Source organism: Streptomyces sp. NPDC007346 (assembly GCF_040703535.1).
Lineage (GTDB): Bacteria > Actinomycetota > Actinomycetes > Streptomycetales > Streptomycetaceae > Streptomyces.
Genome location: NZ_JBEYKR010000177.1, coordinates 1 through 13,257, shown reverse-complemented (window position 1 = coordinate 13,257; position 13,257 = coordinate 1). Strand labels below are relative to the sequence as shown.

General features: G+C 72.1%; 12 protein-coding genes. 5 read left to right on the top strand and 7 right to left on the bottom strand.

What is annotated here, in order from left to right; all coding sequences use genetic code 11:
- Nucleotides 1-161: 161 nt before the first annotated feature.
- The 4 genes from fxsA to AB0917_RS30455 all read right to left on the bottom strand — a co-directional run bounded on the left by fxsA (nt 162) and on the right by AB0917_RS30455 (nt 4,307).
- The gene (gene fxsA, locus AB0917_RS30470) at nt 162-770 is read right to left on the bottom strand and encodes an FxsA family membrane protein (RefSeq protein WP_366822907.1); all 609 of its coding nucleotides are present in this window, start codon (nt 768-770) and stop codon (nt 162-164) included.
- Nucleotides 771-865: 95 nt separating this feature from the next.
- On the bottom strand, nt 866-1,633 hold the full coding sequence (locus AB0917_RS30465) for a polyprenol monophosphomannose synthase (RefSeq protein ID WP_366822906.1): 768 nt from the start codon (nt 1,631-1,633) through the stop codon (nt 866-868).
- A 540-nt stretch (nt 1,634-2,173) separates the two neighbouring features.
- On the bottom strand, nt 2,174-3,820 hold the full coding sequence (locus AB0917_RS30460) for an amidohydrolase (protein WP_366822905.1): 1,647 nt from the start codon (nt 3,818-3,820) through the stop codon (nt 2,174-2,176).
- A 46-nt stretch (nt 3,821-3,866) separates the two neighbouring features.
- Nucleotides 3,867-4,307: an Lrp/AsnC family transcriptional regulator gene (locus AB0917_RS30455; protein WP_015607305.1), complete on the bottom strand. Its 441-nt coding sequence runs from the start codon at nt 4,305-4,307 to the stop codon at nt 3,867-3,869.
- A gap of 204 nt (nt 4,308-4,511) precedes the next feature.
- On the opposite strand from AB0917_RS30455, the gene AB0917_RS30450 reads away from it, so the two are divergent.
- Entirely contained in the window at nt 4,512-4,910 is a 399-nt protein-coding gene (locus tag AB0917_RS30450; RefSeq protein WP_366822904.1) for a hypothetical protein, read from the top strand.
- Between the two features lie 365 nt (nt 4,911-5,275).
- On the opposite strand, the gene AB0917_RS30445 is transcribed toward AB0917_RS30450, so the two are convergent.
- Complete coding sequence (locus AB0917_RS30445) at nt 5,276-6,448, bottom strand: acyl-CoA dehydrogenase family protein (protein WP_366822902.1); 1,173 nt, start codon at nt 6,446-6,448, stop codon at nt 5,276-5,278.
- Nucleotides 6,449-6,836: 388 nt separating this feature from the next.
- Between AB0917_RS30445 and AB0917_RS30440 the strand changes: the two genes are divergently transcribed.
- The 3 genes from AB0917_RS30440 (at nt 6,837) to AB0917_RS30430 (ending at nt 10,397) form a co-directional block, all read left to right on the top strand.
- Nucleotides 6,837-8,111, top strand: a complete 1,275-nt coding sequence (locus AB0917_RS30440) for a glycoside hydrolase family 18 protein (RefSeq protein ID WP_366822901.1) — start codon at nt 6,837-6,839, stop codon at nt 8,109-8,111.
- Nucleotides 8,112-8,442: 331 nt separating this feature from the next.
- Entirely contained in the window at nt 8,443-9,669 is a 1,227-nt protein-coding gene (locus AB0917_RS30435; RefSeq protein ID WP_366822900.1) for an MFS transporter, read from the top strand.
- A 176-nt stretch (nt 9,670-9,845) separates the two neighbouring features.
- Nucleotides 9,846-10,397, top strand: a complete 552-nt coding sequence (locus AB0917_RS30430) for a TetR/AcrR family transcriptional regulator (protein WP_366822899.1) — start codon at nt 9,846-9,848, stop codon at nt 10,395-10,397.
- A gap of 61 nt (nt 10,398-10,458) precedes the next feature.
- On the opposite strand, the gene AB0917_RS30425 is transcribed toward AB0917_RS30430, so the two are convergent.
- Complete coding sequence (locus tag AB0917_RS30425) at nt 10,459-10,749, bottom strand: LuxR C-terminal-related transcriptional regulator (RefSeq protein ID WP_366822898.1); 291 nt, start codon at nt 10,747-10,749, stop codon at nt 10,459-10,461.
- Between the two features lie 961 nt (nt 10,750-11,710).
- On the opposite strand from AB0917_RS30425, the gene AB0917_RS30420 reads away from it, so the two are divergent.
- Entirely contained in the window at nt 11,711-12,751 is a 1,041-nt protein-coding gene (locus tag AB0917_RS30420) for a LysR family transcriptional regulator (RefSeq protein ID WP_366822897.1), read from the top strand.
- Here the strand turns inward: AB0917_RS30420 and AB0917_RS30415 are convergent.
- A complete protein-coding gene (locus AB0917_RS30415) occupies nt 12,671-13,195 on the bottom strand; it encodes a helix-turn-helix domain-containing protein (RefSeq protein WP_366822896.1) in 525 nt (174 codons plus the stop codon). The genes AB0917_RS30420 and AB0917_RS30415 overlap by 81 nt on opposite strands.
- Nucleotides 13,196-13,257: the final 62 nt, after the last annotated feature.

Here is a 13,257-nt window from a genome sequence, read left to right as displayed (position 1 = left end):
ACTCTCCCCCACCCCACCCCATCTCCCACTAAACCCCCCCCCCTCCCCCCCCAACCCCACCCCACCGCCCGGGGGGCCTTCACAACAACACGTTCCCCCCCCCCCGCGGCTCTTGGCGTGTCCGGGCCGGGGCCCTGCGGCGCCCCGGCCGGTGTGCGGCGTCAGGGGGTGAGCGGCGGGCGCGGGCCCCGGGGGTCGTCGTCGGGGCCGGAGGGGGGCTGCGTGCCGTCCTCGCGGATGACCTCCCCCTGGACGACCTTCCCGTCCGGCCGGTGCATACGGGCCTGCTGGAAGGCGTCCGAGAGGCTGCCGGGGGACGCGGCGCGCATCCGGTGCTCCAGGGACTTCTCCGCCCGGCGGCTGATGAGGGTGCGCACGGGCGGCACCAGCAGGAGCAGCCCGGCGGCGTCCGAGATCAGGCCGGGGATCAGGAGCAGCAGGCCGCCGAGCATCAGCAGCCCGTTGCCCCTGCTGCCCTTGGAGCCGGCGGGGGCGACCTGCGGGGCCTCGGTGGCGCCGGGCTGCCCCGGCATCTGCTGGAGGGTCTCGGTGAGGTTCTTGAAGGCGCGGCGCCCGGCGCGCTTGATCACCACGGTGCCGAGAACGGCCCCGGCGACCAGGAGCAGCAGGACGGTGAGCCCGCCCGCGTTCGAGGCGACCACGGTCAGGAGCCAGATCTCCAGGACCAGCCAGGCGGCGAGGGCCAGCGGCAGGAATCTACGGGCGCGCGAGCGCCGGGGACGGGTCGGGGGCGGAGTGCCGGTCGTCATGCAACCAGTGTGCCCGTACGGAGGTGGAAGCGGCGTAAGGGGGTGATCATGGACCCGCCCCCTTACGGCCGCGCGCGGGGTCCGTACGTACGCCGTCAGGGCTTCTTGCGGCCCAGGACCTTGTTGGCGCGGGAGGTGATGCCCCAGCCGGTGACCCGCCACAGCGCCTCGACGAGGATGTCCCGGCTCATCTTGGAGTCGCCGACCTCGCGGTCCACGAAGGTGATGGGGACCTCGACGACGTGGTAGCCGGCCTCCACGGAGCGGCGGGCCAGGTCGACCTGGAAGCAGTACCCCTGGGAGGCGACCTCGTCGAGCCCGAGGCCCTCGAGGGTCTCGGTCCGGAAGGCGCGGTAGCCGCCGGTGACGTCGCGGACGGAGAGGCCGAGGGCGAGGCGGGAGTAGAGGCTGCCGCCGCGCGAGATGACCTCGCGGCTCCTGGGCCAGTTGACCACCCGGCCGCCGGGCACCCAGCGGGAGCCGAGGACCAGGTCGGCGCCCTTGAGCGCGGTGAGCAGCCGGGGCAGCTCCTCGGGCTGGTGGGAGCCGTCGGCGTCCATCTCGACGAGGACGCCGTAGCCGTGCTCGGAGCCCCAGGCGAAGCCCGCGAGGTAGGCGGCGCCGAGCCCTTCCTTGCCCTTGCGGTGCAGGACGTGGACCTTGTCGTCGGCGGCCGCGATCTCGTCGGCCGCCTTGCCGGTGCCGTCGGGGCTGTTGTCGTCGGCCACCAGGATGTCGGCGTCCGGCACGGCCGTGCGCACCCGGTCGACGATCGGCCTGATGTTCTCGACCTCGTTGTAGGTCGGAATGATCACCAGGACCTTGCCGAGCGGGCCGAACTGCCTCTGACCGCCGTCGTTCACTACTGCCCCTTAGAGTCCGTACACAGAGGGACACCATATCCAGCGTGTGACCTCCGGAAGGCTACGCGGTGGTGCTCGCGCGTGGCACAGGCCGGGCAGATGGACGAAACTGCGGACAGAACCGCGGACGGGAACTGCGGATCGGGGCCCGGCGCCCTTCGGGCCGGCCTGGGACCCGCTGGCTGCGGATCGACCGAGAGCCGTTGTCTACTGAACGTCCGGGCCCCACCCGGGTCGCACCCTCCGTCCGGCTGAAACCTTCCCTCGCCCCCGAGGCGCGGGCGCTGAACCTGGCTGTCAGTGGCGGTGGGCCGGTGCGGCACACCACCCCATGACCCAGCGGCGTTCGACGACTGCGTGGAGGTTTAACCGGTCGGACGTCCTGTGGTGGACCCGGCCGAACCTACCGGCCCGTGGGCGCGTTCTGTCAACACCCGTGCGACCTGCGGCTTTTGCCCAAATTGCCTGGTCAGTGCCGGAGTGTCACAGACCCCGGACACGTGCCCGAGCCATCGATCGGCGGTACGGAATCCCCCGACGTCACTCGTTCGGCCGTACGTAGACCGTCTGTCCGGAGACCACCGTCCGCAGGCAGACCGGCAGCTCGGCGCCGGGGCTCAGATCCGGCAGTCCGGGCGTGCCGGAGCGGGGGTCGGTGGACCACCGGGCGACCCGGTCGTCGGGGGCCTGGACCAGGAGTTCGGCGGTCCGCCAGAGCGCGTAGTCGGCCGGTGCGCCCGGCACCAGGAGCCCCGCGTCGTCGCGGCCGACGGCCCGCCAGCCGCCCCGGGTGTGGGCGGTGAAGCCGGCCCGGACGGAGATGCGGTGCTCGGGGGTGCGGTGGTGGGCGGCGGCCCGTACGGTCCCCCAGGGGTCGAGCGGGGTGACCGGGCTGTCGGAGCCGAAGGCGAGCGGCACCCCGGCGCGCAGGAGGGCGGCGTACGGGTTCAGGGTGGCGGCCCGCTGTGCGCCCAGGCGCTGGGCGTACATGCCCTCGGGGCCGCCCCAGGCGGCGTCGAAGGCGGGCTGGACGGAGGCGGTGAGGCCCAGCTCCGCGAAGGCGGCGACGGTCTCGGGGGTGAGCATCTCGGCGTGCTCTACGCGGTGGCGGGCGGCACGGACGCGGGCCAGACCCAGCGTCTCGGCGGCGGCCCGTACGCCCTCCACGACGGCGGTGACGGCCGCGTCGCCGATGGCGTGGAAGCCCGCCTGGAGGCCGGCCTCGGTGCAGGCGGTGACATGGGCGGCGATCCCAGCGGCGTCCAGGTGGGCGGTGCCGGTCTGCGGGTCGTCGGCGTACGGCTCGTGGAGGCAGGCGGTGTGCGAGCCGAGGGAGCCGTCGACGAAGAGGTCTCCGGCAGCGCCGATCGCGCCGAGCTCCCGGATGCGGCGGGCGCCCTTCTCACCGGTGATCTCCTCGGCCCAGAGACCGACGACCCGGGGGCCGGGCCGCTCGGCGGCGAGGGCCAGGAGGGCGGTGAAGTCCTCCTCGTCGGAGATCTCGGGTCCGCCGCACTCGTGGAGGGTGCCGATGCCGAGGGAGGCGGCGTGGTCGAGCGCGGCGCGCTGGGCGGCCCCCCGCTGGGCGGGGGTGAGGGCGGCGTGCGCGGCTGCCCGTACGGCGTGGTGGGCGTCGCCGGTCAGCGGCGCGTCGGGGTGGTATCCGGCCATCGCGGTGACGCCCGGGACGAGGTCCAGCAGGGCGGTCGTGACGACGGCGGAGTGGACGTCGATCCGGGGCAGGTACAGGGCCCGCCCGCCGGAGGCCTCGTCGAGCTCGGCGCGCGAGGGGTGGCGCCGCTCGGGCCACCGCGCGGCGTCCCAGCCGTGCCCGAGCAGGACGTCGGTGGCGGCGTGCCCGTTCGCGAACGCACGGACGAGGCCGAGGGCCTCGGGGAGCGTACGGGCACCGGAGAGGTCGAGCCCGGTGAGGGCCAGGCCGGTCGCGGTGGTGTGGACGTGGGCGTCGGTGAACGCCGGGGTGACCAGGGCGCCCTCCAGATCGACCACCTCGTCGACGCCGCTCGCGAAGGCGTCGGCGGCCCCCTCGGAGCCCACCCAGGCGACATGCCCGCGTTCGACGACCATCGCGGTGGCGAACGGATCGGCCGGGCTGTGGACGTCTCCCCCGCGCAGCAGCAGGGTGCGGTGGTCGGGGGCGCTCTGGGGGGCGGTGCTCTCGGTCATGGGACCAGTCTCGCGCCTGCCGGGAACCGCGAGGTCCGCGCCCCCCTCAGACGCGCGGGGGGCGCGCCTCGTACGGGGTGGACAGGACGACCGTCGTCCGGGTCGAGACGCCGGCCAGCGTACGGATCCGGGTGAGCAGGTGCTCCAGCTCCAGGGGGGTCGCCACGCGCACCTTGAGGATGTAGTTCTCGTCCCCGGCGACGCTGTGGCAGGCCTCCAGCTCCGGCACCCCGGCGAGCCGCTCCGCGATGTCGTCGGGCGCGCTGGGGTCGAACGGCTTCACCGAGATGAACGCGGTGAGGGGCAGCCCGACGGCCTCGGGGTCGACGACCGCGGCATAGCCGCGGATCACCCCGCGCTGCTCGAGCCGGCGGACGCGCTGATGAACGGCCGAGGTGGACAGGCCGGTGGCCTTGCCCAGGTCGGTGTAGCTCATCCGCCCGTCCTTGACGAGCAACTCCACAATCTGACGGTCCAGCTCCTCCATGTGGATCAACCTATGGCCCCGGGCACCCGTCGGCACAGTCGCGCGAGGTCACGGAACGGCACCTGCGGGCGGCATGTGACGAACACCACAGACCTACGGGTCGGTAGCAGGTCCCCTCACGGTTATCGGCCACGGGCGCAGGGAAGTGCTTGCTGTGGTCGAGGCCGTGGCGCCGTGCCGGCCCACCCGAGGGGGGAAGATCCCATGCAGAGCACGAAGCTCACCGGACGTACCGAACCGGAGCCTGTCGATCCCGACGAGGACGACAGTGCCGATGTGTACGACATGTTCGAGATGTTCCGGGTCGTCTGCCCGGACTGCGCCCAGCCGATCGCCCTGCTGGCCGACGAGGACGTGCTGCCGGAGCACGCCCGGTGCCCCACCCCGTGGAACCCGTTCGTGCTCACCGTCTGCTCCGGCACCGGGCGTGCCGCGGCGGACACCCGGCCGGCCGACGAGACGCTGGAGCCCCAGGAGCAGGAGACGGCGCTGCTGCTGACGCTCCCCCAGGGACTCGACTGGCGGATGCAGCCCTTCTCCCACGCCGGCGGCCCCGGCTCCCGCCCGCTGCGGGTGCCCCGGATGCGGCGCGAGGCCGCCTGAGCCGCCGCTCCCGGCCGTGGGTGCGCCCCAGGGCGGGTGCCCGGGGGCACCCGCCGAACGGGAACCCGGTGCGGGACGGCAGTGACCCGGGCCCGCCCCGGCGCGTTGACCCCGTATGACGACGCCGCATGCACCAGTCGGCCCGGGGCGCCGCCGGCTCACTCCCCCGGCCTCCGAAGAATCGGTTCCGCAGCCGCTGCCCCGGTCGACGGGGAGTTCACCGATGGCCTCCCCCGTCGACCCGCCCATCTACAGCGCCCTGCTGCGGGATTGGCGCAGCAGCGGCCGGAGCGTGCCGGGGCGCCGCGACCCGGAGGGGGACCGGGCCGCCGCGCCGCCCGTCCGGCCGGACCTGCCGCTGCGGGTCAGCGGGTCTCGGGACCCGCGAGGTGGCGGGCGATGACCATGCGCTGGATCTGGTTGGTGCCTTCCACGATCTGGAGCACCTTGGCCTCGCGCATCAGCCGCTCGACCGGGAAGTCCAGCGTGTAGCCGTAGCCGCCGAGCACCTGGACGGCGTCGGTGGTCACGCGCATGGCCGCGTCCGTGCAGAAGAGCTTCGCCATGGCCGCCTGGCGGGAGAAGGGCTCCCCCGCGTCGCGCAGCCGCGCCGCCTCCAGGTAGAGCGCCCGGCCGGCCTCGATCTGGGTGGCCATGTCCGCCAGCATGAAGCGCAGCCCCTGGAAGTCCGCGATGGGGCGGCCGAACTGGCGCCGGTCGGTGGCGTACCGGACGGCCTCGTCCAGGGCCGCCTGGGCGACCCCGACGGCGCAGGCGGCGATGCCCAGGCGTCCGGAGTCGAGCGCGGACAGGGCGATGGCGAAGCCCTGGCCCTCCTCGCCGATGCGGCGCTCGTCACCGACCCGTACGCCGTCGAAGTTGAGCTGGGAGGTGGGCGAGCCCTTCATCCCCATCTTCTTCTCGGGAAGCGCGGCGTTCAGCCCTTCGGCGTCGCCGGGGACGAGGAAGGCCGTGATGCCGCGGGGGCCCTCGACGCCGGTGCGGGCGAGCACGGTGCAGAAGTCGGCGACGCCGCCGTGGGTGATCCACGCCTTGGTCCCGGTGATGACCCAGTCATCGCCGTCGCGTACGGCCCTGGTGCGCAGGGAGGCGGCGTCGGAGCCGGAGGCGGGCTCGGAGAGGCAGTAGGCGCCCAGCAGGCCGCCGGAGAGCATCGCGGGGAGGTGCGCCGCCTGCTGCTCCTCGGTGCCGTATCCGGCGAGCGCGTGGCAGGCCAGGGAGTGGACGCTGACGCCGAGGCCGACGGTGAGGCGGGCCGCGGCCAGCTCCTCCAGCACCTGGAGGTAGACCTCGTAGGGCTGGTCGCCGCCGCCGTGGGCGGAGCCGTAGGGAAGGCCGAGGAGGCCGGAGGCGGAGAGGAGGGTGAAGACCTCGCGCGGGAAGTGGCCCGCGTCCTCCTCCTCGGCCGCCCGGGGGGCGATCTCGTTCGACACGATGTCGCGGACGAGCGCGACGAGCTGCCGGGACTCCTCGGTGGGCAGACGGCGTTCCACCGGCTGCTGGGCACGGTCGGACATGACGGCGCTCTCCTCCCTGTCGGGCGTTGCGACGGTCGCGCGCTCGGGGTGTGAGAGGCGCCGCCGGGCGATCTCCCGGACCGGGGCCGGGAAGAACGGACTGCTCAGCCGATCCTGCCCTCCCGGGTCTCGAGGGGTGCGGGACAGCGGCTGTGGCGGGTTGAGTATGCCCGATCGGATGCCTCCCGTCACGGGGGGACGGGCTGGTCAGAGGGGATGGACGAGATCCCGTTGATCGGTGAATTGGTCCGAACCATTGACCCAACTGGTCTAGTCCTTCTACGGTTCCAACCGAACGCCTTACCGCGTTCATGCCAAACCGGGCGCGTACGGCCCGGCGTTCGGCCTGCACCCCCCACGCACCAGCCCTCCCCCACGAGGAGCCACGATGCTCACACTGCACCGTCCCCGCGCCCGGCTCCGGGCGCTCGCCGCGGCCGCCTGCACGGCGGCGCTCGGCGCCACCCTGCTCGGCGTCGCGGGCACGTCCCCGGCCGGCGCCACCCCCGCCGCACAGCCGGCCGCGGCCCCCGCCGCAGCCGAGGCCGCCCCCACGGCGGCGGGCGACAAGGTGATCGGATACTTCACCAACTGGGGTGTCTACGACCGCAATTACCACGTCAAGAACATCGTGACGTCGGGATCCGCGGAGAAGCTCACCCACATCAACTACGCCTTCGGCAACGTGCAGAACGGCAAGTGCACGATCGGCGACTCCTACGCCGACTACGAGAAGGCCTACACCGCCGAGGAGTCGGTCGACGGGGTCGCCGACACCTGGGACCAGGAACTGCGCGGCAACTTCAACCAGTTGCGCAAGCTCAAGGAGCTCCACCCCGACATCAAGATCCTCTGGTCCTTCGGCGGCTGGAGCTGGTCGGGCGGGTTCGGTGAGGCCGCGCAGAACCCCGCCGCCTTCGCCCAGTCCTGCTACGACCTGGTGGAGGACCCGCGGTGGGCCGATGTCTTCGACGGCATCGACATCGACTGGGAGTACCCCAACGCCTGCGGTCTGACCTGCGACACGAGCGGCCGTGACGCCTACGGCGAGCTGCTCGGCGAGCTGCGCAAGACCTTCGGGGACGACAACCTGATCACCTCGGCGATCACGGCGGACGGCTCCGACGGCGGCAAGATCGACGCGGTGGACTACGCGGGGGCGGCCGAGCACCTCGACTGGTACCTGCCGATGACGTACGACTTCTTCGGCGCGTTCGCGGCGCAGGGCCCGACGGCCCCGCACTCCCCGCTGACCTCCTACCCGGGCATCCCGACGGAGGGCTTCAACTCGGACGCCGCGATCTCCAAGCTGAAGTCGCTGGGCATCCCGTCGGAGAAGCTGCTGCTCGGCATCGGCTTCTACGGCCGGGGCTGGACCGGCGTCACCCAGAGCGAGCCGGGCGGCAGCGCGACCGGCGCCGCGGCGGGCATGTACGAGGCGGGCATCGAGGACTACAAGATCCTCAAGAACAGCTGCCCCGTCTCGGGCACGGTGGCCGGTACGGCGTACGCCCACTGCGGCGACGACTGGTGGAGCTACGACACCCCGGAGACCATCGGCACCAAGATGGACTACAAGAACGAGCAGGGCCTGGGAGGCACGTTCTTCTGGGAGCTGAGCGGTGACACCACGAACGGCGAGCTGATCAAGGCGATCAGCTAGGCGTTCACGCGTACGCGAAACGCAGGGGCGGGGTGCCGGTCGGGCACCCCGCCCCTGCGGCGTTCCCGCACCCTGTCGACGGCCGTACAGGCGTCGCGGAACAGCCCCGCCCCGGCCCGACGAGCCGGGCAACTCGGCCGCGGCCGCCACCGGTTCACCGGGCACCACCTCGGCCTCGGGCTCACCGGCATGTCACAGGCGGCCACCTCTGCGCCGTTGAATAGACGCGACGACTAGTCTAATCTCCAGGTTAGACGCAACGGTAAGTCTCGACAGCTGTCGAGGCGGCCGTTCCTTCCGCGCACCCCAACACTCACGAGAGGCCACTTCAGTGGGAAACTCGACCGTCCGCGCCGCCGACGGGACCGGCGCTCCACAGAGGGCACGGGGCGGCGGCCTCGCCGTGTTCAGCGTGGCCTTCGCCCTCTGGATCACCATGGCGGGCACCACGGCGCCCACCCCGCTCTACCCGCTCTACGGACAGGAGTTCGGCTTCACGCCGTTCGCCGTGACGGTGGTCTTCGCCGTCTACGCGCTCGGGGTCGTCCTCGGGCTGCTGGCCTTCGGCCGGCTCTCGGACCAGATCGGGCGCCGCCCCGTCCTGGTCGCGGCCACCCTGCTGTCCGTGTGCGCCGCGGTGATCTTCCTCCTGGCCCAGAGCCTCACCGCGCTGCTGGTCGCCCGGGTCGTCTCCGGTTTCGCGGCGGCGCTGGTGACCGGGGCCGCCACCGCCTCACTGACCGAGCGGCTCGGGCTGCACAGCCGGATCAGGCCCGCCACCCTGGCGCTGTTCGCGAACATGGGCGGGCTCGCGTGCGGCACGCTGCTGGCGGGCATCATGGCGGACCTCGCGCCCTCCCCGCTGCGCACCCCCTGGGTCGTCATGCTCGCCCTCGCCGCGATCGGCACGGTGGGGGTGATCGTGAACGGGGAGAGCTCCACCCACCGTTCCGGCTTCTCCCCGCAGTTCCAGCCGCTGCACGTCCCGGCCGAGATCCGCTCGGACTTCCTGCGCTCGGCGATGGCGGCGGGCGCGGGCTTCGCCGTGCTCGGCGTCCTGACCGCGGTGACGGGCCTGTTCCTGGGGACGGTGCTGCACGAGTCCAGCCACTCGCTGACCGGCCTCGTGGTCTTCATCGCCTTCGCGTGCACCGCTCTCGGCCAGCTCCTCGTCCGCACCGTCAGGCCCACCACCGCCCTGCCCGCCGCCTGCCTGGGCCTGATCGTCGCGGCCGGTCTGATCGCCGCCGCGATGGCCACCAGCTCCCTGGCCCCCCTGCTCGTCGGAGCCGCGGTCAACGGACTGGCCACGGGCATCGCCGTCGGTCACGGCCTCGGCAGCATCACCACGCGCAGCGCTCCCGAGCACAGGGGCGCCTCGGTCTCCACCTTCTTCGCCATCCTGTACTCGATGCTGGCGGTGCCCGCGATCGGAGTGGGCGTCCTGATCCGCGAGACCAGCCTGCGTCCGGCCGGCGAGACGTTCAGCGCCGCGGTGGCCGCGCTGTCCCTCGGCGTCCTGCTCAGCCTGGTGCGGACCGGCCGGAAGGCGACCTGAGCGCGATCCGCCGCGCACCGGTCCGCGGCGGGCCCGCTGTGCCAGAATCACAGCGACGGACACGATACGAAGGTGACGGAACCATCAGCACCACGCGGAAACCACAACCGGCCGGCGAGAAGGCCACGGTCATCAGCCGAACCGGCCCTCGCCGCAGCGAGAGCGTCCGCCTCGCGGTGCTGAACGCCGCCGACGACCTGCTGGTCGAGCGGGGCTTCGCGGCCCTGACCATCGAGGGCATCGCCCAGCGCGCGGGCGTGGCCAAGCAGACGATCTACCGCTGGTGGAAGTCGAAGGTCGACATCCTTCTCGACACCCTCACCGACGACGCCCGCGAGGCCCTGGAGTGGCACGTGGACGAGGACGGCACCGTCGAGGAGAGTCTCACCCGCCATCTGCAGCGTGTGGCCGACTTCTTCGACGAGCCGGCCGGCCAGGTCCTGCTGGCTCTCCTCGGCCATGCCCAGCTGGACAGCGAGACGGCCGCGTCGCTGCGGTCGGGCTTCCTGCGGGAGCAGCGGGAGCGTGACGTGGCCGGCCTGCGCGACCTGCTCGCCCGCGACCAGGATCTCGTCGTCGACGACCGTACGCTCGACCACCTCGTGGACCTGCTGCTCGGCCCGTTGTACTACCGCGTCCTCGTCCTCGGCTCCCCGATCGACAGACAACTGGTGGACACCACGTGCCGCCTGGTCCTCGGACTCGCCCGCGAGCCGTCGGGCTCCTGACCGCACACCGACCGGACGAGCGGCCCCGACGTCTTCGTCGGGGGCCACTCGCACACGACGGTCAGTGCAGGCTTATGCAACCGCTCCTGATCCCCTCGATGACGGCTTCGGTGCGTGACGCCGCGCCCAGCTTGATGAAGATCGAGTGCAGATGGACCTTGACCGTGCGCTCGGAAATGCCGAGCAACCGGGCGACCATTCTGTTGGAGTTTCCCTCTTTCACTCCGTCCAGGACCTGACGCTCCCGCGGAGTCAGCGCCGAGACCGTCCTGGCCTGCGCGCAATCGGACTCCTGCTCGGAATCAAGAGTGGCCGCTAACCCTTCAGAAGCCGGACGGGATGTGCGTGACATGTAATCTCCCCCTGCCGTGCATGGTTATCAACCATCAAGACGTGCACGCGAGCATGATCGCCCACGCAGTCGCATCTTCAACGATTACTCGTCGCGAAACAGTATATGGGCGATACGGAAAACCTTGGAACAAACGTGGGTTACTTCACACGCAAAGGTCACACCCTGAACTTCCCTCACCGTACAGCCGGAAGTGATAATTCCGTTTGACGTATGCGTGCTACACGCATCACTGAACCGGTGGTACAACAATCAATAAGGGGGATCCGGAGGCGGAATACCACCCCGGCTCACGACATTCATTTTCCTCGGGGGAAGTGATCCCATGCTCCTCGAACGCCCTGCACCACCTGCCGCTTCCTTCACTCCAGCCCGAGCCCTGACCTGCCCATAGGCCTCCCCCAGGGCCCCGGAGGGGGCCCATGCCCGCCCACCCACTTTTCCGTCCCTTTACCCAGTCACCCATGACGATCAATTACCAAGAGTTTTCCGGGCCACCCGGTCAGTAATCCCGAAAGGCCGATCCGATCCCTTCGACTTCCAGACAGGAGCCTATCGGAATGTCTTCACGGGTGATATTCCGCGACAACGGATCAGGAAGTCCGCGCACGGTGGATTTCCATCAGACGCTCACCGTGCACCGAGTACGCGGACGCACACGGACGACACCGTGGTCGGCGCCGTTCCCGCGCTCTTCGGCCGGCGGCCCTTTTCGCGACCACGCCTTCTCCGTGTGCGGAATCGTCAGGGCGGAGAGATACCTGCCACAGGCCGAACACCATCGGCACGCTCCGGACCCGTGCGAGATTCCGCTCCTCGAATGCGTGGCCCTCGGTGCGCTGTTCGGATTCACCGGGAGGTCCGAACTCGACCGGGTCTCTCCGGCGCACCGTTCCACCTTCGCCGCGGACGCGGCATTACCCACTCTTTTCCACCGGTACGCATTCCGTCGGGAGCAGCCTTGAGCGGAACCTGTGTCGATGACCCCGGCCAGGACGGCGACCGGGCCCACGAGCTGTCCGGCGCTCCGGTGCCCCCCGTGGACGTGCGGCTGCTGCCGGCCCTGGACGCGCTGCTCCAGGAGGGCAGCGTCACCGGGGCGGCGGAGCGGCTGGCGCTGTCCCCGCCCGCCATGAGCCGGGCCCTGTCCAAGATCCGCCGCGCGCTCGGTGACCCCGTGCTGGTGCGCGCCGGGCGGGGGCTGGTTCCCACGCCTCGGGCGCTGGAGCTCCGGCCGAAGGTGCGGGCCCTGATGCGGGAGGCCGAGGCCCTGCTCACCCCGCGTCGGCAGGAGGATCTCACCCGGGTCACCAGGACCCTGACCATCGTCGCGGACGAGGCCTACGCGGCGGTACTGGCTCCGGCGCTGCTGAACCGGGCGAGCGCGGAAGTGCCGCGCGCCCGGTTCGCGTTCACGGTGGAGACGACCCACGGCAGCGCGCCCCTGCGGGAGGGGACCGTGGACATCGAGGTGGGGGTCATCGACGAGTGCAGCCCGGAACTGCGCATCGAGCCGCTCTTCGACGACCGGTTCGTGGGAGTGGCGCGCTGCGGACATCCGCTGGCGGCCGCAGCCGTGAGCCCGGCGGCGTTCGCGGCGGTACGGCACGTCAGCGTCTCCCGCAGGGGCCGTATGGCAGGCCCGATCGACGGGGCCCTGCACGCGTGCGGGCTGCGCCGGGACGTCATCGCCTCCGTGCCGAGCTACGGCGAGGCGTTACTGATGGTCGCGTCGAGCGATCTGGTGGCCGCGATGCCCCACTCGCTCGCCGCCGGCGCACGGCAGTGCGTGGGCATCGAACTGTTCGACCTTCCCGTGGAGACCGAGCCCATCAGCATCTGCCAGGCCTGGCACCCCCGCCACGAGACCGAGCCCGTCCACGTGTGGCTCCGCCACGCCGTCCGCTCCGCGCTGACCCGGTCAGCGCCCCCGCCCCCGGCCTGCCCCGTCGTTCAGACGCCGCACCGGCCCGTCGAGCAGGACGTCCACGGCCGACGGTGACACCGGCCGGCCCGGCCCGGTGACCGCGCCGACGAGCAGCCGGGCGGCCAGATGGGGAACGATGCCGTCGCGTATCTCGCCGCGGTCGGCGGCGCGCTCCAGCAGCTCCGTCAGCCGCTGGACCACCGCCGCACGGCACACGGCGTCGGGCCCGTGCGGGCTCCGCTCGCCGTCCGGCCCCCAGAAGAGGACGTACCGGCCCGGGTCGGCCGCCGCGGCGCCGGCCAACCCTCGTAACAGCTGAGCGAGTTGGTCGACGGGCCGGTCGTCTCCGGCGGTGCTCGCGGCCAGCAGGGCCCGCACGTCCGCGCGGACCGGCCGCGTGATCGCCCGCAGCAGTTCGGCCTTGCCCGTCACGTGCCGGTACAGCGCCGCCTTGGTGAAGCCGAGGCGTGCGGCGATGTCGCTCATGCTCGTCGCGTCGTAACCCCGCTCGTGGAACAAGGCCGTGGGGGGGCGGGGGGGGGGCGGCCCCCGGCCCGCGGGGGGGGGGGGGGGCCGGGGGG